General features: G+C 32.4%; 20 protein-coding genes, 1 rRNA gene and 1 other annotated feature. Of the genes, 5 read left to right on the forward strand and 16 right to left on the reverse strand.

All coding sequences use genetic code 11. The features are described from left to right. Window positions 1-200 precede the first annotated feature (200 nt). The 3 genes from ilvB to ilvN form a co-directional block, all read right to left on the reverse strand. Window positions 201-1,862, reverse strand: a complete 1,662-nt coding sequence (gene ilvB, locus VIM70_RS14535; protein WP_331946495.1) for a biosynthetic-type acetolactate synthase large subunit — start codon at window positions 1,860-1,862, stop codon at window positions 201-203. Between the two features lie 145 nt (window positions 1,863-2,007). Next, window positions 2,008-3,000, reverse strand: coding sequence for a ketol-acid reductoisomerase (gene ilvC / locus VIM70_RS14540; protein ID WP_331946496.1), 993 nt, complete (start codon window positions 2,998-3,000; stop codon window positions 2,008-2,010). 32 nt (window positions 3,001-3,032) lie between these two features. Continuing rightward, window positions 3,033-3,533 (reverse strand): acetolactate synthase small subunit, encoded by a 501-nt coding sequence (ilvN, locus tag VIM70_RS14545; RefSeq protein WP_331946497.1) that lies wholly within the window; start codon window positions 3,531-3,533, stop codon window positions 3,033-3,035. A gap of 201 nt (window positions 3,534-3,734) precedes the next feature. Beyond that, window positions 3,735-3,955, forward strand: a binding site (T-box leader). Between the two features lie 160 nt (window positions 3,956-4,115). On the opposite strand from ilvN, the gene leuC reads away from it, so the two are divergent. Genes leuC through VIM70_RS14570 form a run of 5 tightly spaced genes read left to right on the forward strand, consistent with a single transcriptional unit; the run spans window position 4,116 to window position 9,710 of the window. After that, complete coding sequence (gene leuC, locus VIM70_RS14550; protein WP_331946498.1) at window positions 4,116-5,378, forward strand: 3-isopropylmalate dehydratase large subunit; 1,263 nt, start codon at window positions 4,116-4,118, stop codon at window positions 5,376-5,378. Beyond that, window positions 5,378-5,869, forward strand: a complete 492-nt coding sequence (gene leuD / locus VIM70_RS14555; protein ID WP_331946499.1) for a 3-isopropylmalate dehydratase small subunit — start codon at window positions 5,378-5,380, stop codon at window positions 5,867-5,869. The genes leuC and leuD overlap by 1 nt, the downstream gene beginning before the upstream one ends. Continuing rightward, a complete protein-coding gene (gene leuB, locus VIM70_RS14560) occupies window positions 5,869-6,939 on the forward strand; it encodes a 3-isopropylmalate dehydrogenase (RefSeq protein WP_331946500.1) in 1,071 nt (356 codons plus the stop codon). The genes leuD and leuB overlap by 1 nt, the downstream gene beginning before the upstream one ends. Window positions 6,940-6,952: 13 nt before the next feature. Continuing rightward, window positions 6,953-8,632, forward strand: a complete 1,680-nt coding sequence (leuA, locus tag VIM70_RS14565) for a 2-isopropylmalate synthase (RefSeq protein WP_331946501.1) — start codon at window positions 6,953-6,955, stop codon at window positions 8,630-8,632. Continuing rightward, window positions 8,619-9,710: a dipeptide epimerase gene (locus tag VIM70_RS14570; RefSeq protein WP_331946502.1), complete on the forward strand. Its 1,092-nt coding sequence runs from the start codon at window positions 8,619-8,621 to the stop codon at window positions 9,708-9,710. The genes leuA and VIM70_RS14570 overlap by 14 nt, the downstream gene beginning before the upstream one ends. Before the next feature lie 61 nt (window positions 9,711-9,771). Here the strand turns inward: VIM70_RS14570 and VIM70_RS14575 are convergent, their stop codons facing one another. From VIM70_RS14575 to rrf, 13 genes are all read right to left on the reverse strand, one after another. Further along, window positions 9,772-11,166 (reverse strand): sodium:solute symporter family protein, encoded by a 1,395-nt coding sequence (locus VIM70_RS14575; protein WP_331946503.1) that lies wholly within the window; start codon window positions 11,164-11,166, stop codon window positions 9,772-9,774. Window positions 11,167-11,387: 221 nt separating this feature from the next. Next, entirely contained in the window at window positions 11,388-11,519 is a 132-nt protein-coding gene (locus VIM70_RS14580; RefSeq protein WP_331946504.1) for a hypothetical protein, read from the reverse strand. A gap of 207 nt (window positions 11,520-11,726) precedes the next feature. Then, the gene (locus VIM70_RS14585) at window positions 11,727-12,944 is read right to left on the reverse strand and encodes a 4Fe-4S binding protein (RefSeq protein WP_331946505.1); all 1,218 of its coding nucleotides are present in this window, start codon (window positions 12,942-12,944) and stop codon (window positions 11,727-11,729) included. A gap of 24 nt (window positions 12,945-12,968) precedes the next feature. Then, window positions 12,969-13,094, reverse strand: coding sequence for a hypothetical protein (locus VIM70_RS14590; protein ID WP_331946506.1), 126 nt, complete (start codon window positions 13,092-13,094; stop codon window positions 12,969-12,971). A 219-nt stretch (window positions 13,095-13,313) separates the two neighbouring features. After that, window positions 13,314-14,756: a HAMP domain-containing sensor histidine kinase gene (locus tag VIM70_RS14595; RefSeq protein ID WP_331946507.1), complete on the reverse strand. Its 1,443-nt coding sequence runs from the start codon at window positions 14,754-14,756 to the stop codon at window positions 13,314-13,316. Then, on the reverse strand, window positions 14,753-15,439 hold the full coding sequence (locus tag VIM70_RS14600) for a response regulator transcription factor (protein WP_331946508.1): 687 nt from the start codon (window positions 15,437-15,439) through the stop codon (window positions 14,753-14,755). The genes VIM70_RS14595 and VIM70_RS14600 overlap by 4 nt, the downstream gene beginning before the upstream one ends. 137 nt (window positions 15,440-15,576) lie before the next feature. Continuing rightward, a complete protein-coding gene (locus tag VIM70_RS14605) occupies window positions 15,577-16,566 on the reverse strand; it encodes a Gfo/Idh/MocA family oxidoreductase (RefSeq protein ID WP_331946509.1) in 990 nt (329 codons plus the stop codon). A 259-nt stretch (window positions 16,567-16,825) separates the two neighbouring features. Next, a complete protein-coding gene (locus VIM70_RS14610) occupies window positions 16,826-17,971 on the reverse strand; it encodes an ABC transporter permease (protein ID WP_331946510.1) in 1,146 nt (381 codons plus the stop codon). Between the two features lies 1 nt (window position 17,972). Continuing rightward, complete coding sequence (locus VIM70_RS14615) at window positions 17,973-19,097, reverse strand: ABC transporter permease (RefSeq protein ID WP_331946511.1); 1,125 nt, start codon at window positions 19,095-19,097, stop codon at window positions 17,973-17,975. 10 nt (window positions 19,098-19,107) lie between these two features. Further along, on the reverse strand, window positions 19,108-20,043 hold the full coding sequence (locus VIM70_RS14620; RefSeq protein ID WP_331946512.1) for an ABC transporter ATP-binding protein: 936 nt from the start codon (window positions 20,041-20,043) through the stop codon (window positions 19,108-19,110). 108 nt (window positions 20,044-20,151) lie between these two features. Further along, window positions 20,152-20,784, reverse strand: a complete 633-nt coding sequence (locus VIM70_RS14625) for a response regulator transcription factor (protein ID WP_331946513.1) — start codon at window positions 20,782-20,784, stop codon at window positions 20,152-20,154. A gap of 35 nt (window positions 20,785-20,819) precedes the next feature. Then, a complete protein-coding gene (locus tag VIM70_RS14630) occupies window positions 20,820-21,929 on the reverse strand; it encodes a sensor histidine kinase (RefSeq protein WP_331946514.1) in 1,110 nt (369 codons plus the stop codon). A gap of 212 nt (window positions 21,930-22,141) precedes the next feature. After that, window positions 22,142-22,258, reverse strand: a 5S ribosomal RNA gene (rrf, locus tag VIM70_RS14635). Window positions 22,259-22,279 lie beyond the last annotated feature (21 nt).

Here is a 22,279-nt window from a genome sequence, read left to right on the forward strand (position 1 = left end):
TTCCACATTTCCCCTGCTGCTTCCTTCAGACCCTACCGTTACCAGTAGCGCCCTTGCTCTCAGGTTGTCTTCCCGTTGGTTAGGTGACATAGGCTTCTTTCAGCCTATCGGCTCAGCGAACATGCTGGACGTACAAAAAAGCACCAGCTTATTGGCCGGTGCTTAAATTAACATCTATGTTATAAGGGGATCGATCCGCATTATACCTCAAACATCATTTCAATACTTGCACCAGGTGGAACCATTGGTGAGGCCATTTCATCCGGAGCAACTCTAAAATCAATAACAACAGGTCCATCCCATTCTATCGCTTCTTTTAATGCATCCACCACCTGGATATTTGTATCAACTCGAATACCTTTTACTCCAAAACCTTCGGCAATTTTTACAAAGTCAGTTTCTTGCTCTAATGTTGTACTAGAAAACCTTTTTGAATAAAACACATTTTGCCATTGTCTTACCATACCTAAAACTCCATTGTTTAATAATATTATTTTTACTGGAATATTATATCTAGCAACAGTTCCGAGCTCATTTAGATTCATTCTAAAGCTACCATCCCCTGCAATATCAAATACCATTTCTTTTTTCCCTAAACAAGCACCTATAGCAGCTCCGAAACCATAACCCATAGTACCAAGCCCTCCTGAACTAATAAAAGTTCTCGGTTTAGTATAGGTAAAGGCTTGCGTTGCCCAAATTTGGTTTTGGCCTACCTCAGTGGTTATTATAGCTTTTCCCTGCGTAATTTCATAAAGTTTTTTAATTACATAAAGAGGATTTACACTCTCAAATTCATTTATTTTTATAACTTTTGCCTTATCCTTTTCAATTAATTTCTTTGCAAAAGCTGCCCATTCATTCTCTTCTTTTTCTGGAAGTAATCGGATTAATTTTTTAAGCACTACCACTGCATCTCCAATTATCCAACTATCTGCTTTAATATTTTTCGATATTTCTGCCTCATCTATATCTATATGGATAACCTTAGTATTTGCTACAAAGGCTACAGGGTCACTAATAACTCTATCACTAAATCTAGCCCCAATTGCAATAATTAAATCACTAGAAGTTATACACCTATTAGCGGCAAATGTTCCATGCATACCTAACATTCCTGTGTGCATTGGGTGTATTCCACTAAAAGCACCAAGACCCATCATAGTACTACAAACTGGGCACTTTAATTTGTCTTGAAACCCTATTAACACTTCCTGAGCCTCTGCAATATTACACCCGCCACCAACTACAATTATTGGTTTAGAAGATTTTAGAATTGCGTTAACTGCATCATTAATTTGTTCATCTCTAACAGCTTTTTTCTCAATTATCTGAGGGATTTCAGAAAAAAATTCACACTCTATTCCAGTTATATCTTTAGGTATATCTACAAGCACAGGTCCAGGTCTTCCACTCTTAGCAATTTTAAAGGCTCTTCTTATAGCAGGAGCTAAGTCCTCAATCTTTTTCACTAAAAAGCTATGTTTAGTAATGGGTATTGTTATACCTATAATATCAACTTCTTGAAAGGCATCCTTACCTATAAGAGTTGTCGCTACTTGGCCGGTAATTGCAACCATTGGTACAGAATCCATATAAGCAGTTGCAATTCCTGTCACAAGATTTGTAGCTCCAGGTCCTGAGGTCGCAAGGCATACGCCTACTTTTCCAGTTGCCCGCGCATATCCATCTGCAGCATGAGCCGCACCCTGTTCGTGAGAAACTAAGATATGGTTTATTCCCTCAAATGAATAAATCTCATCGTATATATTTAGTACGGATCCACCTGGATAACCAAACATAATATCTACGCCTTGTTCTTTAAGGCATTCTAATAATATTCTTGCACCATTATATTTCATTTTAATTCCCCCTTAAAATCTTCAAGTAACTTATAATTCAAGTCAAAGAGAACCAAGTTCAATTTTTAAATTTTCAACTTGGTTCTCTAGTATTATATTAACAACTAAATATTTATGTCGTTATGTTATGGTTATTCGGCTTAAGTTATTTTTTATTCCAAGACATCATTTTTCTAAGCTCTGCACCAACTTTTTCTATTTGATGTTCACTTTCTATTCTCTTTGTTGCATTAAAGAATGGTTTTCCAATTTGATTTTCTAAAAGCCAATCTCTTGCAAAAACTCCTGTTTGAATATCTGTTAATACACCTTTCATAGCTTTCTTTGTATCAGCAGTTATTATTTTGCTTCCTGTTATATAGTCACCATATTCTGCAGTATCACTTATTGAGTATCTCATCATATTTAAACCACCTTGGTTTATTAAATCTATGATAAGTTTCATTTCATGACAACATTCAAAATATGCCATTTCTGGTTGGTAACCTGCTTCTACAAGAGTTTCAAATCCTGCTTTTATAAGTGCTGTAACACCACCACAGAGAACTGCTTGCTCACCAAACAAATCTGTTTCAGTTTCTTCTTTGAAAGAAGTCTCCATAACACCTGCTCTTGCTCCACCTATTCCTAAAGCGTAACCTAAAGCAACTTCTTTTGCATGTCCTGAAGCATCCTGATGTATAGCTATAAGACATGGTACTCCTCTTCCTTCTAAAAATTGGCTTCTAACTGTATGTCCTGGTCCTTTTGGAGCTATAAGGAACACATCAATATCAGCTGGAGGAACTATTTGACCGAAATGGATTGCAAAGCCATGAGCAAATACTAAAGCCTTATTTTTTGTAAGATTTGGTGCGATACTTTCTCTATATACTTGTCCTTGCTTTTCATCATTAACTAAGATCATGATAATATCTGCTGCTTTTGCAGCTTCTGCTGCAGTCATAACAGTTAATCCTGCTTTTTCTGCCTTTTCCCAAGACTTACTTCCTACATAAAGACCAACTACAACATCTACACCATTTTCTTTTAAATTTAATGCATGTGCATGACCTTGACTACCATACCCTATTACTGCAACCTTTTTTCCTTTTAAGTTATCTAAATTACAATCACTTTCATAATACATCTTTGCCATTATTAATTCCCCCTAATTTTTTTATGTAATTTTTATATTATTGTTATTGCGTCTGAACCTCTTTGCATAGCAATAAACCCACTACCGACTATTTCTAAAATACCAAATGGTTGAATCAAATTTTTGAAAGCACATAATTTACCATTATCGCCTATTATTTGGATAATTAAGGTTGTTGAAGTAACATCTATAACCGAAACTCCAAAAATTTTTCCAATATTTATAATTTCCTGTCTTTTGCTGCCCTCTGCTTGTACCTTTACAAACAACATCTGCTTGCTAATGCAATTTTCATTATCTAATTGTTCAACTCTATGAACATCTTCAAGCTTTCTTATCTGTTTAATAATTTGGTCTATGCCTTCATTGTCGCGAACTTGAGTTACTAAAGTTATCCGCGTCAATCTTTCATCTTCAGTATGACCAGAGGAAACAGTTTCAATATTAAACCCACGTCTATTAAATAATGAACATACCCGAGTTAATACTCCAGGGTTGTTATCAACCAAAATTGACAATACATGTGAAATCAAAATATCGCCTCCCTTTTCACAAGTAATTCATCTTAAAAAATTTGCAATTCATACCAAACATTTTATGTATCTTACCATCTAAAAAATAAATTGTCAACGAAAATCAGAATATTTTTTTTATTGGGTCATTGACATATTTTATTATTCGTAGTATATTATGATACAAGCAAACATTAGATTGATAAAATTGCTGTTTATATAATAAATACTTTGACAGGGACAATTAGGCATTCGGATATTTTACAGAGAAGGGATAAAGCTGAGAACCCTAAATAATTAGATGTTGAAACTTACCCTCGAGTTGTGGACTTAAACTAAGTTGCATTTAAAGCAGCTTAAGAGTAGGTTTCGCCGGCATAGACCGTTATCTTAAATTAAGTTATAAATATGGGTGGTACCGCGACAGACTCTTCGCCCCAAGTGAAGATGTCTGTTTTTTTGTACCCTTTTTTAACATATTTTATTTGTATTTATGATTAATTTACCAAAAAAAGAAATAAATTATAATTTATAAAAGTCATATAAAAAAGGATAAATTATTATTTATGGAATATTTTTAAACTTAAGGAGGTTACAATTGATATGGGAATGACGATGACTCAAAAAATTCTTGCATCACACGCTGGATTAAAAGAAGTAAAGGCTGGTCAATTAGTTATGGCAACCCTTGATTTAGTTTTAGGAAATGATATAACGACACCAGTAGCAATAAATGAATTCAACAAAATGGGCATTGATAAAGTTTTCGATAAAAAGAAAATTGCTATAGTTCCAGATCATTTTGCTCCCAATAAAGATATTAAATCTGCAGAGCAATGTAAATGTACTCGTGAATTTGTTTATGAAAAAGGAATTGAAAATTATTTTGAAGTAGGTCAAATGGGTATAGAGCATGCTCTATTACCAGAAAAAGGACTAGTAGTAACAGGTAATGTTGTAATTGGCGCAGATTCTCATACTTGTACTTATGGTGCTCTAGGAGCTTTTTCAACTGGAGTTGGATCAACCGACATGGCAGCAGGAATGGCAAGTGGAAAGTGTTGGTTTAAAATTCCCGAAGCAATAAAATTCGTTTTAACTGGTAAAATGCAAAAATGGGTTTGCGGTAAAGACGTGATTCTTCATATCATAGGAATGATTGGAGTAGATGGCGCACTTTATCAATCAATGGAATATACGGGCCCAGGTCTTCATAATCTATCTATGGATGACAGATTTACAATATCTAACATGGCTATTGAAGCAGGTGCTAAGAACGGAATATTTGAAGTTGATGATAAAACTTTAGATTACGTAAAAGAACATTCAACTAAAACTCCTGTGGTTTTTACAGCTGACGATGATGCTAATTACTCAAGGATAATAAATATTGATTTAAGTACTATAAGGCCTACAATCGCTTTTCCTCACCTTCCAGACAACACTAGAACAATAGATGAAGTTGGAGATGTTAAAATTGATCAAGTGGTTATCGGTTCTTGTACTAATGGAAGAATAGAGGACCTTAGAATGGCTGCAAGTATCCTCAAAGGTAAAAAGGTCAATCCTAAAATAAGAACATTAATTTTTCCAGCAACTCAAACTATTTACCTTCAAGCACTTAGGGAGGGTTTAATTGAAATATTTATAGAGTCCGGAGTTGCTGTGAGTACCCCAACTTGTGGGCCATGTCTCGGCGGATATATGGGAGTCCTTGCAAAGGGAGAAAAAGCTCTTTCCACTACAAACAGAAATTTTGTTGGCAGAATGGGCGATCCCGGAAGTGAAGTATATCTTTGTAGTCCAGCAATAGCTGCAGCATCTGCAATAACCGGAAAAATTTCGTCTCCAGAGGAGGTAATATAATGTTTAAAGGAAAAGCTATAAAATATGGTAACAATGTGGATACAGATGTTATAATTCCCGCAAGATATCTTAATACTTCAAATGCGAAAGAGCTTGCATCGCATTGTATGGAAGATATTGATAAGGATTTTATTCTCAAAGTTAAAGATGGTGACATAATGGTTGCTGGTAAAAACTTTGGTTGTGGATCTTCAAGGGAGCATGCACCTCTTGCTATAAAGACGTCAGGAATAAGTTGTATAATTGCTGAAAATTTTGCAAGAATATTCTACAGAAATTCAATTAATATAGGCTTACCAATACTCGAATGCACGGAAGCGGCTCGTGACATTGAAGAAGGAAATGATGTATCAGTTGATGTCGCGCGTGGAGTAATTATAAATAATACAAAAGGAAAAACTTACACCGCAATCCCTTTTCCATTATTTATGCAAGATATTATAAGTGCAGAAGGACTTATTAATTACCTTAAAGAGAGGACTGAAGCTTAATGAAAAAAATAGCTGTTATTAAAGGTGATGGAATTGGACCCGAAATTGTACTTGGTGCAATTAAGGTATTAGATGTAATATCTAAAAAATATAATTTTCCACTGACTTATACTGATGTTTTAATGGGTGGAATCGCTATAGATAAAACGGGAGTCCCTCTTCCACAAGAAACTATAGATACTTGTAAAAATAGTGATGCAGTTTTACTTGGTTCTGTTGGCGGTCCTAAGTGGGACAAACTACCAGGACATTTAAGACCAGAGTCTGGTTTGCTTGGAATAAGGCGTGAACTACAGGTTTTTGCAAATTTAAGACCTGCTATACTTTTCCCACAATTAAAGGATGCTTCTGCTCTTAAACCAGAAATTCTTAAAGATAATATTGATATAATGGTAATTCGCGAATTAACTGGTGGAATATATTTTGGTGAAAGATCTAGAATAGACCTTGAAGGCGGTGGCCAAAAGGCCTGGGATACAATGGCTTATTCAACTTATGAAATAGAGAGAATCGCAAGGGTTGGTTTTGAAACTGCAAGGAAAAGAACTAAAAAGCTTACATTAGTTGATAAAGCGAACGTCCTTGAGAGCTCAAGGCTTTGGAGAGAACTAGTTACAAAAATGGCAGCAGAATACCCAGATGTAACCCTTGAAGTACAATTAGTTGATAGTTGCGCAATGCAGCTTATAAAAAATCCAGGACAATTTGATACTATTCTAACTGAAAATATGTTTGGTGACATCTTAAGTGATGAAGCTTCAATGCTTACTGGCTCTCTCGGAATGCTTCCGTCAGCTAGTTTAGGTAATACCACTCTAGGTATATATGAACCAATACATGGCTCAGCTCCGGATATTGCAGGCAAAGACATCGCTAATCCAATTGCAACAATAATGAGCGTTGCAATGATGCTTAGATATAGCTTTAACATGGAAGATGCAGCAATAAATGTTGAAAACGCAGTTTCTAAAGTTCTGGACAAAAAATATAGAACCGTTGACATTATGGAACCAGGCATGAAATCTGTTGGAACTATTGAAATGTCACGACTTATCGCAAACGAAATTTAAAGAGGTGTTTTAAATGTCTTATAAAAACTATAAACCATATGGAAGTATAAATCTTGAAAATCGGCAGTGGCCTAATAAGCAGCTCAAAAAAGCTCCAATTTGGTGTAGTGTTGATTTAAGAGATGGAAATCAATCTCTTCCAATTCCAATGAATGTAGATGAGAAAGTTAAATTATTCAAACTACTTGTTGATATTGGCTTCAAGGAAATAGAAGTAGGTTTCCCTTCTGCCTCAAATACGGAATATCAGTTTTTGAGAAAATTGATTGAAGATAATCTTATTCCTGAAGATGTGACGCTTCAAGTTTTAACTCAATCAAGGGAGCATCTAATTAAAAAGACCTTTGAAGCACTTAAAGGATCAAAAAAAGCCATTGTCCACCTTTATAACTCAACCTCAGTTTTACAACGAAGAGTTGTTTTTAATAAAAGCAAACAAGAAATCATTGATATTGCAGTTAATGGTGCAAAACTTTTAATGAAATATAAAGATAAATATCCAGAAACGGACTTCTATTTTGAATATTCCCCTGAGAGTTTTACTGGAACTGAGCTTGAGTATTCCTTAGAAATTTGTGAGGCTATAATAGACGTTTGGAAACCAACTACAGCAAAAAAGGCTATTTTAAATTTGCCTGCAACAGTTGAAATGGCTACTCCTAATATTTATGCAGATCAAATTGAGTGGTTTTCCAATAACATTAAAAATAGAGAGTGTATTATAATTTCTCTTCATACGCATAACGATCGAGGTACTTGTACTGCTGCGTCAGAACTTGGAGTTCTTGCAGGTGCTGACAGAGTTGAAGGAACTCTATTTGGCAACGGTGAGCGAACTGGAAATCTTGATATTATGACAATGGCTTTAAACATGTATGTTCAAGGAATAAATCCTGAGTTAGATTTTTCGCGACTTTATAATATAGTAGACATCTATGAAACCTGTACTAGAATGACAGTACATGAGCGTCATCCATACGCAGGAAAACTTGTATACACTGCCTTTTCTGGTTCACACCAAGATGCAATTAAAAAAGGTCTTAAAGCTCGCCATGATGAAAATAATGATTTTTGGGAAGTACCATATCTTCCAATTGACCCACATGATGTTGGGCGGGAGTATGAAGAAATTATTCGTATTAACAGTCAATCCGGTAAAGGTGGCGCTGCCTTTATAATGGAAAACGAATTTGGTTTTATTCTACCTAAGGCTATGCAGGTTGATTTTGGTGACCTCGTAAAAAATCAATCCGACCTTCTTGGAACAGAGCTTGCATCAAATCAAATTTATGATTTATTCGAAAATGAATACATTAATATAAAATCTCCAAATTTATTAAAAAATTATAGCATTCAATCAGTACAAAATGTTGAGACAGATGAAAACATAGTTAACATTCAGGCATTAATTTCAGTAAGTGGAAAAGAAATGAATGTTTCTGGAGTTGGAAATGGTCCTGTAGATTCCTTCTTCAATGCACTACATGCCTCAAATATCAACGGTTATAACTTTATCTCTTATGACGAACATGCTTTGGGTAGTGGTTCAAACTCAAAAGCTGCCACTTATATACAGATAGAATACAATGGCCAAAAATATTTTGGAGTTGGTGTTTCTGCGAATATTGATACAGCTTCACTAAATGCTTTATTTAGTGCCATCAATAGGAGAAAATTACATGAAAATAACTGATATTGAAATAGGTCATATTTCTGTTCCTTTAAAAAGACCTTTTAAAACCGCTTTGAGGACAGTAACTTCTGTAGAAGATATTATAGTTATGATTAAAACAGATTCGAATAATATTGGCTATGGAGAAGCCCCACCAACTGGAGTTATCACTGGTGACACCAAAGGAGCTATACTTGGAGCAATAGAAGATCATATTAAAAAGGCTATAGTTGGTATGGATATAGAACATTTCGAAGAAATTATGATTAAATTAAACAAATGTGTTGTTAAAAACACTAGTGCCAAAGCAGCCGTAGATATAGCCCTCTATGATCTTTATGGTCAGCTATATAAATCTCCACTTTATAAGTTACTGGGAGGTTATAGAAACGAGCTTATAACTGATATTACAATAAGTGTTAATGACCCATTGGAGATGGCTAAAGATAGTCTAAGTGCAATAGAGCTTGGATATAAAACCCTAAAAATAAAAGTAGGTATTGATTCATCTATAGATATATTAAGATTAAAGTCCATAAGAGAAATTGTTGGACCAACCGTGAATATAAGAATTGATGCAAATCAAGGATGGAAACCTAAAGAAGCAGTTTTAACTCTCCGAAAAATGGAAGACGCAGGAGTAGATATTGAATTTGTCGAACAACCAGTACAGGCGCACGACATAGAAGGTTTAAAATTTGTAACCGATAATGTATCTATACCAGTTATGGCTGATGAGAGTGTTTTTTCCCCAATGGATGCTTTGAAAATAATGCAAATTAGAGCAGCCGACCTTATTAATATTAAATTGATGAAAACTGGTGGAATTTATAACGCTTTAAAAATATGTTCAATGGCAGAAATATATGGCGTTGAATGTATGATAGGCTGCATGCTAGAAGCAAAAGTTAGTGTTACAGCGGCAGCACATCTTGCGGCCGCTAAAAGCATTATAACAAAAATAGATTTGGATGGGCCAATACTTTGTAGCTCTGACCCCATAATAGGTGGTGCAATTTTTAATGAAAGCATTATAAAGCTTTCAAATGCACCAGGCCTTGGAATTATTGATATACAAGGGTATAATAATTATTCATAAGACTTTTAAACCTCACTTAGAATCTAAGTGAGGTTTAAAAGTCTTATATAATATAACCTATCTATATAGTAGCTTGCCTTTTGTCAAATAAGTATACTAAAAAGAAAGTTACAAGGCACAATGGCCATTCTAAATATATTGGGTGAGATACAATATGCGTTTGTGGTATAAATACCCATGCTACAAGTATTAATATGCCAACACTTAAAGTCCAAATAGCTGAACTCTTTTTACATAGTTTTGGTGCAAACATTGTAAATAGTACTAAAATAGTAAATGCGGTAGTTAAAGATAATCCTATAAGTAAAGTGCTTAGTATTCCAACTACAGTACTAGCGAGAATGTAAGTTATAATACTTATTATCAAAACTACAATTCGTGAATACAATAACTCTTGTTTCTTAGTTAAATCAGATTTTACATATACTTTAAGCACATCGTTAATTACCAATGTCGCACTTCCTAAAAGCAATCCTATTGCTGTGGATACATCTGCAGCCCATAGTCCGGATAAAGTAATTCCTGCAACAAATGGATTAAGTGACATAACAACTTTTGGAAGCGCCATAGCGGCATTTGGTAACCCAGGAAACTGAGCAGCTGCAACAATTCCATATATGGCTGCTATAAATCCTACTGGTAGTATAAACAAAGCACCAAGTATGTACCCTCGTCTTGCAGTGTTACCATCTTTAGCTGCAAAAGATACTTGAACAACTGCTTGATTAGACATAGATTGAGTGATCATAACAACAAACCAAGCTAGTACCACTACTCCTCCTACACCTGAAATAGGATTGAACCAGGGAGTGTTTGGGTCTAGTTTTGAAACTATATTACTCATTCCTCCAACATTATGAATTGCAGCTACAGCTCCTATAATAAGTCCTACATATATAACAATTACATTTATAATATTACTTAAGCCTGCTGCCCAGTAACCCCCTATTAGAGTAATACCAACAAAAACCACAGCTGTTGTAATCATTCCAAGTTTAAATGAAAATATACTTGGTAATAATGCATTTAATATTGATGCTCCTGCAATATATTGAAGAGATGTAATTACCATTTGAATAACTAGTTGTCCAATTACTCCCAGCAACTTTCCTGATTTACCGTAACATTTACCAAACAATTCTGGAACAGTAGTTATAGACATTTTTCTAAATTTTTTAGCTACAATTAGACCTGCAATAGCTGCACCAGCAGCCCAAGCTGCATTATACATTCCCGCAGAAATTCCTTTTGTGTAAGCACTTTCTGCAACACCAACTGTTGATGCTCCACCTATCGCAAGGCCAGCAACCATAACAGCAACTACAGGAGCAGGCATACCTCTTCCAGCTAATAAGAAGCCTTCAGCCCCACCTTTTTTAGATAATTTAGTAGAATACCATGAAATGCCAAACAACATAAATATGTATAATATTACTATAATCAACGGTATATTCATTATAACTTCGTCCCCCATATTATTTATATTTTATTATTCCGTGTAAGCACAAAATATTCAGGTACTCTCGCCTTCATTTTTCCCCCTTTAATTGTTTTATTTTTGAATTAAATTTGAGTAAATATTGCAATTATTATTATTTTAAGTGTTATTATACACTATATTTGTTTTTAAATGCAAATAAACTTTTATATTTTTATCATTTAGTAACATATTCAAGTTTACATCAACTGCACTACCACGATTATGTCTTGACCCATTTTTATAGGGTTTGCCACAAATCTTTCATCATGAACTACATTCCAAAATATTTTTTGCACATACATTGGTCTATAGGCATTTTTTAGCATCATGTCACCCCCATTATCTCGTATATTATATACGGAAACATTTAATAATACCTCAAAATAAATTTAAATTTATTTTGAAATAAAAAATAACACTAGTATAAACCTAGTGTCAAAAAAATGTATATATTAATTTGTAATTAATGTATGAATATTTTATAATAAATGTTTTCTTTGTCTATTGCTTGTATCAGAGTAATTTTGCCACAGTATCTACAAAACTGCCTTACTTAGTGCATCATCCACAGCATTCATAATTCCATCACTTGTTCTTGTAGCCCCTGATACAGCATCAACCTTTGTTGATTGGGCTTGTATGATTTCTTGTGGAAGAATATTCACTGGTTGTTGCTCAGTATCATTTATGTTTACAACTTGCACATTTGAAATCTTATCATTCTTCACACTAACTGACACAGTTAAATTGGGTCTATACCCATCTCCAACTCCTGTATAAGTTCCATCTTTATATTTTGAATTAGTCGAATTAGGTGATGTTGTTGTTGCATTTTTGTTGCTACTAGATGTTGCTTTAGTGCTACTCTTTGCAATATTTCTACTATTCATTGAATTTATATTATTGGTACTAACTAGATTACCAATACCACTACCTACAGAATAGAATCCTACAAAGGCAACAATTGCCATTGTACTAGCAAATGCCGGATCAATGTTTTCATCATTAATGCTAACTTTTGTATTTGCTCTTGGACAAACCTCCATACATTTGAAGCAATTTATACATTCTCCAGTACTTACCTGATCCATTTTATAAAGATCTATTCCCATGGCACAATTATTTGTACACACTCTACATTTCCCACACTTTTCTGTTGGTTTATCTATTTTAATTTTTCTTAATTTAGATATTATTGCAAACACCGCACCAAGTGGGCATAAATATCTGCAAAAAAACCTTTCTATATATATAGCTCCTACAGTTATAACTCCTAAAAAAGCAAATCCAATAAAATAATCTGTTATAGCCTGTGGAAAATCAGTTATTAAAGCAAAAGCATCCCAAGGGCTCATACTATCAAATAATTTATTGCCTTTTGTCCATGTAAAATAAATTATAAATAGTAATATTATGTACTTCAAATATTTTAAAATTGCATCCAATTGTTTATTAACTTTATATTTCATCTTAAATACTCTGCTAGAAATTAAATATAGAAAATCATTAAATGATCCAAATGCACAAAACCACCCACAAAAAAATCTTCCGAAATATATTGAAATCGGGAAAATTACCAATGCGGCAATTAATTGTGGGAAAGCTTGAATAAAATTAAAATCTTCCTTTTGAATCATTGTATAGATCAATTTTAATTCATTGAAAGTAAAAAAATATAAGCTTGTAAGTAAAATAAAAAATGTGATTTGTATCATATGCCTAAATATTTGTAACTTTTTTATCTTTTGTTTCATATATATCTCCCTTTATACCTAGAATTATTTATTTACAGTTGCTGATGTTGTTGCCTCAGGTTTTATTGAATTGGTTGATGGAGTGGAGCCACATCCCACTAATAATGAAACCACCATAAATGTTGATAATAATAATGCTTTAATTTTCATAAAAATCCCTCCTATATTGTAAATTTATTGACATCTCTCTGTATATTTTCAATTGTACATACTTTAACTTAGAATAACTTGAGAATTGGTTGAGAATTTGCTGAGAATAAAGTAAATATATTGTATCTATATACATATTTAAACCCCAATGCCTTCTAATAAAAAAAGGACAGGCCTTATAATAAGGTCCATCCTAACATATATATAACAAAAGCTTGATTACTTTATTAACATAAGGAATATGGAAAAACTAGTTCCTTTATTTAATTCACTTTTTACATGGATTTCTCCAAGGTGAGAATCAACAATGGACTTAACTATAGATAAACCTAACCCATAGCCCCCGTGCTTTCTTGACCTATGATCCTCACTTCTGAAAAACCTATCAAATATTTCATCTAAGTCTTCTTCTGCTATACCTGTTCCATTATCTTTAATTTTAAGAACTACAAAGGACCCTGAAGGCTTATCTATGGAGTAAACACTAATATCAATAACTCCACTTTTCTCATCAGTATGTTGTATGGCATTTTGAACCAAGTTGTAAATTATCTGTTTAATTTGATTTCTATTTGCTTTAACTAGTAGGTTATCCATTAATTTCAGATCAATTGTTCTTTCACCTGCTAAAATTTGCAGGTGAGGATGTACATCTTCTATAATTTCTTTAATATTTTCATTTTTCATCTGAGGTTTTATTTGTTGGTCTAGTTTTGTCAGCATTAAAAGCCCATTAACTAACTTAGTAAGACGTTCACTCTCTGTCAAAATGCTATTCAAAGCTAAATCTAACTGTTTTTCATTTTTAGCTGCCCCTCGAAGTAAAACCTCAACGAATCCATGAATTGAAGTAAGTGGAGTCCGCATTTCATGGGAAGCATCTGAAATAAACCTTTGCATTTTCTGCTTTATATATTGCTCTTTTTCAAAAGATGTTTCTATACGGTTAAACATTCCATTAAAGGCACCAGATAAACTATCTATTTCAAACTGTCCATTATCTACAGGCAACCGCATATTTAATTGTCCTACTGACACTTGCTCTAAAGTATTAGTCAAATTATATAGTGGTTTTAAAGTATGTTTTAAAACTGATATACCAATTAGTATTCCTAAAATTATTATTACAATTGAAGCCAATATATAAAAGTATGTTTGGTTTATTAACATTATATTTATCGGTTCAATACTGGTACTTATCTGAATAAGTCCAAGTTCTAAAGATCCAGAACCAATTATTTTAAATTTAACCATAGCCTTATTACCATTTGGATCTTGGACTATTTTATAATTTTCTCCATTTCTTCTTTCCTTAATTAACCCTTTATATTCCTCTTGTGATAGATGAGGGGCCGTTATTTCTCCATTTACTCCTTTACTCTCTGATAAAATTTTACCTTTTTCATTAATTATAGCCACACTAATATTACGGTCTGAAATTAAATTAACTAGCAATTTAGAATTTAATTTTAAATCGTCCTGATCCAAATCATTTAATTTAGCTTCAAGAACTTGGCTTTTTCCCGATAATAAATAACTTCTTTTTATAAAATATTGAGAAATTCCCATAATCATTAGCAAAAGTACTAACATTAAGGACCACCTAACTAATAACTGCCATTTTAAACTTTTTGTTTTAAATACCTCTAGAATTTTCTTCATAATACCAACACCTTATATCCAACTCCACGTACTGTACGAATAATAGAATGCTCCTTATCCTGAAGTTTATCTCTTAGGTATCCTATGTATACTTCAACAATATTTTCTTCACCATTAAAGTCATAACCCCAAACCTTTTCTAGAATTATTCGTTTACTTAAAACTAAGCCATTATTAACTATTAAGTATTTAATTAAATTATATTCAGTAGGAGATAACATCAAAATCCTATCCTTGTAAATAATCTCATGTGCTCCATCATCTATAGAGAAATCTCCTACTCGTATAATATCTGACGATTCTGGTAACATGCTTCTAAGTCGTGCATTAATACGCGCTACTAACTCCTTAAAACTAAAAGGTTTAACCATATAATCATCTGCACCTAAATTAAGTCCACGAACGCGGTTATCTATTTCATCTTTTGCAGATAACATTATAATTGATGTTTTTATATTTTTTTTTATTTCTGAGCACACTTCATACCCATTAATACCAGGTAGCATTATATCAAGTATTATAATATTCGGTTGTATCTCTTTTGCTTTTTCGATTGCTTCGAATCCATCATATGCAGTATGAATAATATATCCTTCAGCCTCTAATCCCATTTTTATAAATTCAACTATACTTTCCTCATCATCCACTATTAGAATATTTATTTTATTTTTTTGTATGTTCATAATAGCAACTCCTTTACCTAGTAATTTTATGCTCTAGTTAAATCATATAACTATGATTTAAAATACTAATTCATAGGATAAGGTTGCATAAGTAACTTAATTATAAAATCTCATTATAAATATGTATTGCCTATCACTTATCTCCTACTTTTTCTATAATTTCTTAAAATTTCATCCATAACCCAAGTGGTTCTTGAAGCACTTTCACCTTTACTTGGACATACTCCCAAACCGTTAAGTTCATTTACAATACTCTGAATTAATTGCTGCTGAATATGAACCGGCTTTATGATATTCACTTTCGTACTTTCCGTAGTAGTTGTAATTAAAATCGACTCTTTTCCAAAAGTCGAAAAGGATATCTTCCCTAGGCTTCCAACAATCTCATTCATATCATAGTCGCAAAAACTTGAAAAACACCAGGACCCTGTCCCCTTAACACCAGATGCAAATGACATTGAAGCTGTAACAATATCTTCAGCCTCATACAATTTAGCTTGATTATCAGCATACCCAACTACTTCAATAATTGGACCCAAAATATAATCTAAAACATCAAGGGTATGAGAAGCAAGATCAAGAAATTCTCCTCCCCCTGAAATTTCTGGAATAACTCTCCATGGCAGTTCTCCAGATTTCAAATCAATTTCTATTGGTCTTCTGTATAACATAACTGTAACCAAACGAACTTCTCCTATTTTTCCAGAATCAATTACTTCTTTTACTTTGTTGAAGCGTTCCAAAGCCCTTCTGTAATATGCTACAAATAATGGTACTCCTGCATTCGAACACGCCTGTATCATAGCCGTGCATTCCTCAAAATTTATGGCCATGGGTTTTTCAACATAAACCGGCTTTCCAGCACGAGCACATTTTATTGTATACTCTTTATGAAATGCAGGTGGAGTAGCTATATAAATTGCATCAACATCTGGGTCGTTTATCAATTTATCAGCATCATCATACCACTTTGGCACATTGTGGCGCTTCGCATAATCCTTTGCTAGCTCTCCATTACGGCGCATTACCGCTACTAATTGTGAATTATTTGCATTTTGAAATCCAGGTCCACTTTTAACCTCGGTAACATCTCCGCATCCAATTATCCCCCAACGAATCGTCTTCATTTTTAACCGTCTCCTTTATTTTATATTATCCAAAACTTCATTAACCTAAGCTTTTATTCTACAAATATTTTAATATAAGTATATCAAAAATACAAGGCATTAGTAATTTTTTTAAATAATGTACCAATAAATTAATTTATTTTAATTTTGTAAAAAATAAAAAACACTAAGTAGACTTAGTGTTTTTTTATAACCTGAAGGCAGCCTACACTTCCACAAGGACACACCTGTAGTGCCTTGATTGAATTAAAGTTCACTATTATATGAAATTTTTAACGCTTTCACTCGATTTCATTTTATACATACCAATTAGGAAAAACGCTAATGCAAATGCTACGAGTATACCAAGTATTGGAATAATTGCTCCAAAACTTTTCCCATTTTGTATCTGCCTTATCGCATCGAGTGTCCACGTCTGAGGTAAAAATTTTGCTATCTGCTGCATAGTTTTAGACATCGTTTCAATTGGCCAAAAACACCCTGAAAGCATACAAGTCGGAATTATTATTAAGGTAGCCATGGTTCCAGCTTGATTAGTTGTGGTTGAAAAAGCAACTAATAAAATACCAAGTGTTACACAAACAAATCCAAATATAACAAGTATTGCAACGAGCTGCAAATCAGGCACTCCAGTAGTTAATTTCAAAATATACTTAGATACATATACTACTAAAATTGATTGTACTACCATTATGCACATATTAGCAAGAATGTTGGCCCCAATATATATTCTACTGTTTACAGGAGTCGTGAATATTCTAAAGTAAGTTTTCTCTTTCTTCTCCTTCAAAATAAGCCCTGAAGTTGTAGTTGCTCCTTGAAGCATTAACATTATTAGAAACCCTAAACTTTGAACAGTTTTTACTTTATCAAGTGATTCATCCTTCACTACGTTTGTATTAACTGTAAGCGTCTGAACCTTAAATTCTTTGTAAAGTTTATTAAAAGTTTGTTTATCTCCACCAGAAGCCTTCGATAACATCATTAGACTTTTCACATAATAATTCGCATAATTTTGAACCCAAGCTGTGACCTCTTGCCCTTTAATTGCAGTGATTTGTATTTTACTTATTGTCCCCTTATGAACACTTTCATCAAAGTCTAAAGGAATTGTAATTACACAATCAACCTTACCATCTGCAACTAAATTATTTATATCTTCTTTTTTAACTTGTTGAATTTTAAATTTACCCTGCCCATATAAAGCAGCAACAAAATCTTTAGCTATTATGCCCTTTGTATTTTCATTATTTAGTCCTACTCTAAGCTTAGAATTCATTGAAGAATAAGCAGTCATAACGAACATAACAATTAGAACTGGAAGAATTAAATATACTACAATATTAGACTTTTTTCTGAAAGTAATTTTCAATATATTAAGTGCTATCAAAAATAAATTTCTCATATTATACATTCTCCTTTCTAAATAACAAGGAAGAGATAGCAAGAAATATTACAGCTATGCCTAAATTAATCAGAATTGCTGAGGAAACCTTGCTATAATTATTATTATAAATCACATCAAATATGGATCTATTAACCCATCTTACAGGTGATAAATAAGTTATTGCTTGAAAAGTCTTGCCTCCAAGACCATCTACAGTCATATAGCTTCCTCCAAGGAATACTATTACAGGTATCATAAAATTCAAAACACCATTTCCAACATTTTCATTTTTAAAAATAAAACCAAGCCCAACGCCTAAACTTATTGCCATTACTATTTGGGATACAAATATTAATAACACAGTTAAAATATCATTTCCCCAATTTGCCTTTAGTACATATTTGCTAAATAAAATAACAATAGTAATCTGAAGGATTGTACATATAACCCCCCCTATTGTTTTACCAATAAGAAACTCATATTTTTTAACAGGACTTATCAAAATCCTATCCCTGGTTTTTAAATTTTTTTCACTTGCAATTCCAAAAAGTCCTGTCATTCCTGCATACATGATTATCAAAGCTATTTCAGCAATTGTATAATAATCTAGAGAAGAGGGCTGAGACCCTTTATTTAAAGAAGTAATTGTAGAATAATCCGCATTATTATCACTTAGCAAAGTATTAATTATTTGAGGATTCACTTTGCTAATATCAGTAATTACATTAAACTGCTGTACATAGGTAGATAAAATACCTTCAACCATACCAGCCTTTAGACTTTCTAGTCCGCTCTTATAAAACTCTATTTTATTATTTGGCTTCATTTCTATAATTGCATCGTACTCACTAGATATTACTTTTTTCTTAGCTGAATCCATATTATCTATTTTTGTAAACTCTATTTTAAAATCTTTTCCCTTTTCTATAAAACTTCTTATAAAACTATCAGAAACAACCCCTTTAGTTTCAATGCCATATAAAACTTTAGGTATACCAATATCAACATTGCTAGTAAAATCTGATTTAAGTGCCGCACCAAGCACAACTATTAGCGCTATTGGAAATAATATCATCATTGCCATTGATTTTTTGTCTCTAAAACTGTGTTTTACTTCCTTTATAATAATAGAAATAATATTCATTTTTCCACCTCTAATCCCTTAATTTTCTACCGGTCAATGTTAAAAATACTGTTTCAAGATCGGGCACTTTATTTTCAATATTTTTGATGGGAATAACATTATCCGTGAAATAGATAATTATCTTATCCAAATTATTAATTTCCTTTAAGCTATCAATTTTAACGATATTTTCATTTACAGAAACACCTGTGACTCCTTTTATTTCTCTTAATTCCTCTTCCTTTATTTCGTTGCCATCGATAACTGTAACCTCAACAGTATTTTTATCTGTGACAATAGCTTTGAGCTCTTCCTTTGTACCTGAGACAATAACCTTTCCATGATCAATAATACTTATCATCGTTGAAATTGCTTCTACTTCTTCCATGTAATGAGTTGTATAAATAATGGTACATCCTCTTTCATTTAATTTTTTTACAGATTCAAGTATATGATTTCTTGATTGTGGATCAATACCTACTGTAGGCTCATCCATTATTAAAAGCTTAGGGGTATGAGCAATTGCACATGCTATATTTAATCTTCTTTTCATTCCTCCAGAGAAACTAGCTGGATAACTCTTAGCCTTATCTGAAAGTCCAACAAATTCTAAAGCTTCTTGGGCTTTTTCCTTTAATTCCTGTCCTTTAATTCCATAAAGACTTGCAAAAAATTTTACATTTTCAATGCAAGTTAAATCTTCATAAACTGCTATGTCTTGTGGCACTACACCGATATTCATCTTTGTAACATTTGAATTTTTCTTATTATCTATGCCAAGTATTTCAATAGAGCCTTTTGTAGTTGTAATTAGCCCACAAATCATATTTATAATTGTACTCTTACCTGCTCCATTAGGCCCAAGTAAGCCATAAATTTCTCCCTTCTTTATAGAAAAATCTATATCATCAACTGCGGTAAATTCTCCAAATTTTTTAGTTAATCCTTTTATTGTAACAATATCCAAATTAATACCTCCCAAAGATTTATTACTTTCTATATATATAGTATATAAAAAAAAGACTTTCCCTTTAAGTATAGAAAGTCACTTTCTTGCTATGACAAAAGTCATATTTTAAATATTTCCACCCTTTAAATAATAAATAGCGATCTGTGTTCTATGTTCAAGGTTTGTTTTACTTAAAATTGATGTAATATAATTTTTCACAGTACCTTCTGAAATAAATAATCTTGCTGAAATCTTTCTATTTGATAATCCATCAGCTACTGCCTCCATTATCTCTATCTCTCTTTGAGTAAACAAATCCTTATTTAATTTACTACTATTATCACTATCAATTCCTTTTAACACTTTATCTATTATTCCTTCCTGCATAACCATATTACCGCTATATACTACTTTTATTGCAGCTTTAATCTTGTCTGGGGAATTATTTTTTAGAATATACCCCTTAGCACCAAAACGTATCGCTGCATTTATATATTCGTCTTCATCAAAGGTAGTAAGAATGAGACATTTTGTTGAAGTCTTCATAGCAATTTTCTTTATGGCCTCCACACCATTTAAAACTGGCATTCTTATATCCAAAAGTGCAACATCTACTGAGTTGTTTAAACAATATTCTACTGCATCGAATCCATTTTCGACGCAAGCCATCACAATAAATTCTTCGTCTAACCCAATTATTATTTTTAGACCTTCTCGAATAAGTGAATCATCATCAGCAATCAAAATCTTAATCGGCAAATAAACACCACCCTTTTATTAAATTTTATTTCATCCTAAATAGGAAATAAAATAATTACTGAAAAACCACTAGAACCATCAAAAATAACTTTTCCATTTAAGTTCATAGTCCTTTCCTCTATTCCTGATAAACCAAGACCTTTTACTATTCTTAAGCACCCGATTCCATCATCCTTTATTTCTATTTTAAGTAAAGTATTAAGCACTTCCACAGTTACTTTGACATTACTAGCCCCTGAATACTTAATTACATTGGTAAAAATCTCTTGTATATTGTCGCTAATAATTTTCCACATAACATAAGAAATTTTCTCTAAATTCTTGCTATAATATAAACTTGCATTAATTTCCCTTTTATCTTTAAACTCATCTACAAGTAGCTTTATCTTGTTTATACCTAACTGTTCTACTTCTGGTTTAATGTTCTTCAATGTAAATCTTATACTTTCCATCCCATCTCTAAGTACATTTATTGTGTTTTGAATTATAGCTTTACTTTGTCTACTATCCTTGTCCATTATAAGCTTAGCAGCCTCGAGTTGCATTAAACTTCCTGAAATACTATGACCTAATTTATCATGTATTTCCTGAGCAATATTATTCCTCTCTTGCAACTGTGAAGTATATATAATCTGATTTTTATATCCATTCTGATTGTTTAAATTTGTAAGCAATTTATAGTTTTTCTCTTTAAGTTTATCGTTTTTAATTGTAAGTATTTCCATCTTATTTTCATTATTTAAAATGAAATAGTATGCTAATAGTGAAAATAATGAAGCAAACAAATATTCATATATTATTGTATTATTGTTAAAAATATACATAGATATTATTAACAATAATACAATATATATAAATTTTATTTTACCAACAAATATTTCATAAAAATTTATTGGTAACATTATAAGAAATATAGGAGTGACAAAATAATTGCAAAGTAAAATTTCTACTATTGATCCTATTAAAAAGATAAGTTTATATCTACTATTTAAAACTAATGCCTTGCTTACATTAATAATCACATAAATAAGTAAGGATATAACCACAATATAGCTGCTACCAGGATAGTTAAAATCCCCTTTTACTAGCAAACTACTCACATAAATTAATATTATTAATTTGTTTAGTATGATCCAACTTTCCATAACAGCACCTCTACTTAATGTTACAATATTTTATAACCACTCTACATTTGTTATTTTACCATAAATAATAATATTAAAGACAATATTATTATTTAAATTTGGTTATTTTAGACAATATTGAGAATAAAAGAATATAAATATTCTCTGAAAATCGCACTACAGTTAAATTTGGACAAAATAAAAAACACTAAGTAAACTTAGTGTTTTTTATAACCTGGCGACAACCTACTCTTCCACAAGGTCACCCCTGCAGTACCATCGGCGCATTGAAGCTTAACCTTCGTGTTCGGTATGGGAACGGGTGTTACCTTCATGCCATAATCACCAGATGAGAATATAAATATTCTCTG

Source organism: Clostridium sp. (assembly GCF_036569345.1).
Lineage (GTDB): Bacteria > Bacillota > Clostridia > Clostridiales > Clostridiaceae > Clostridium_AD.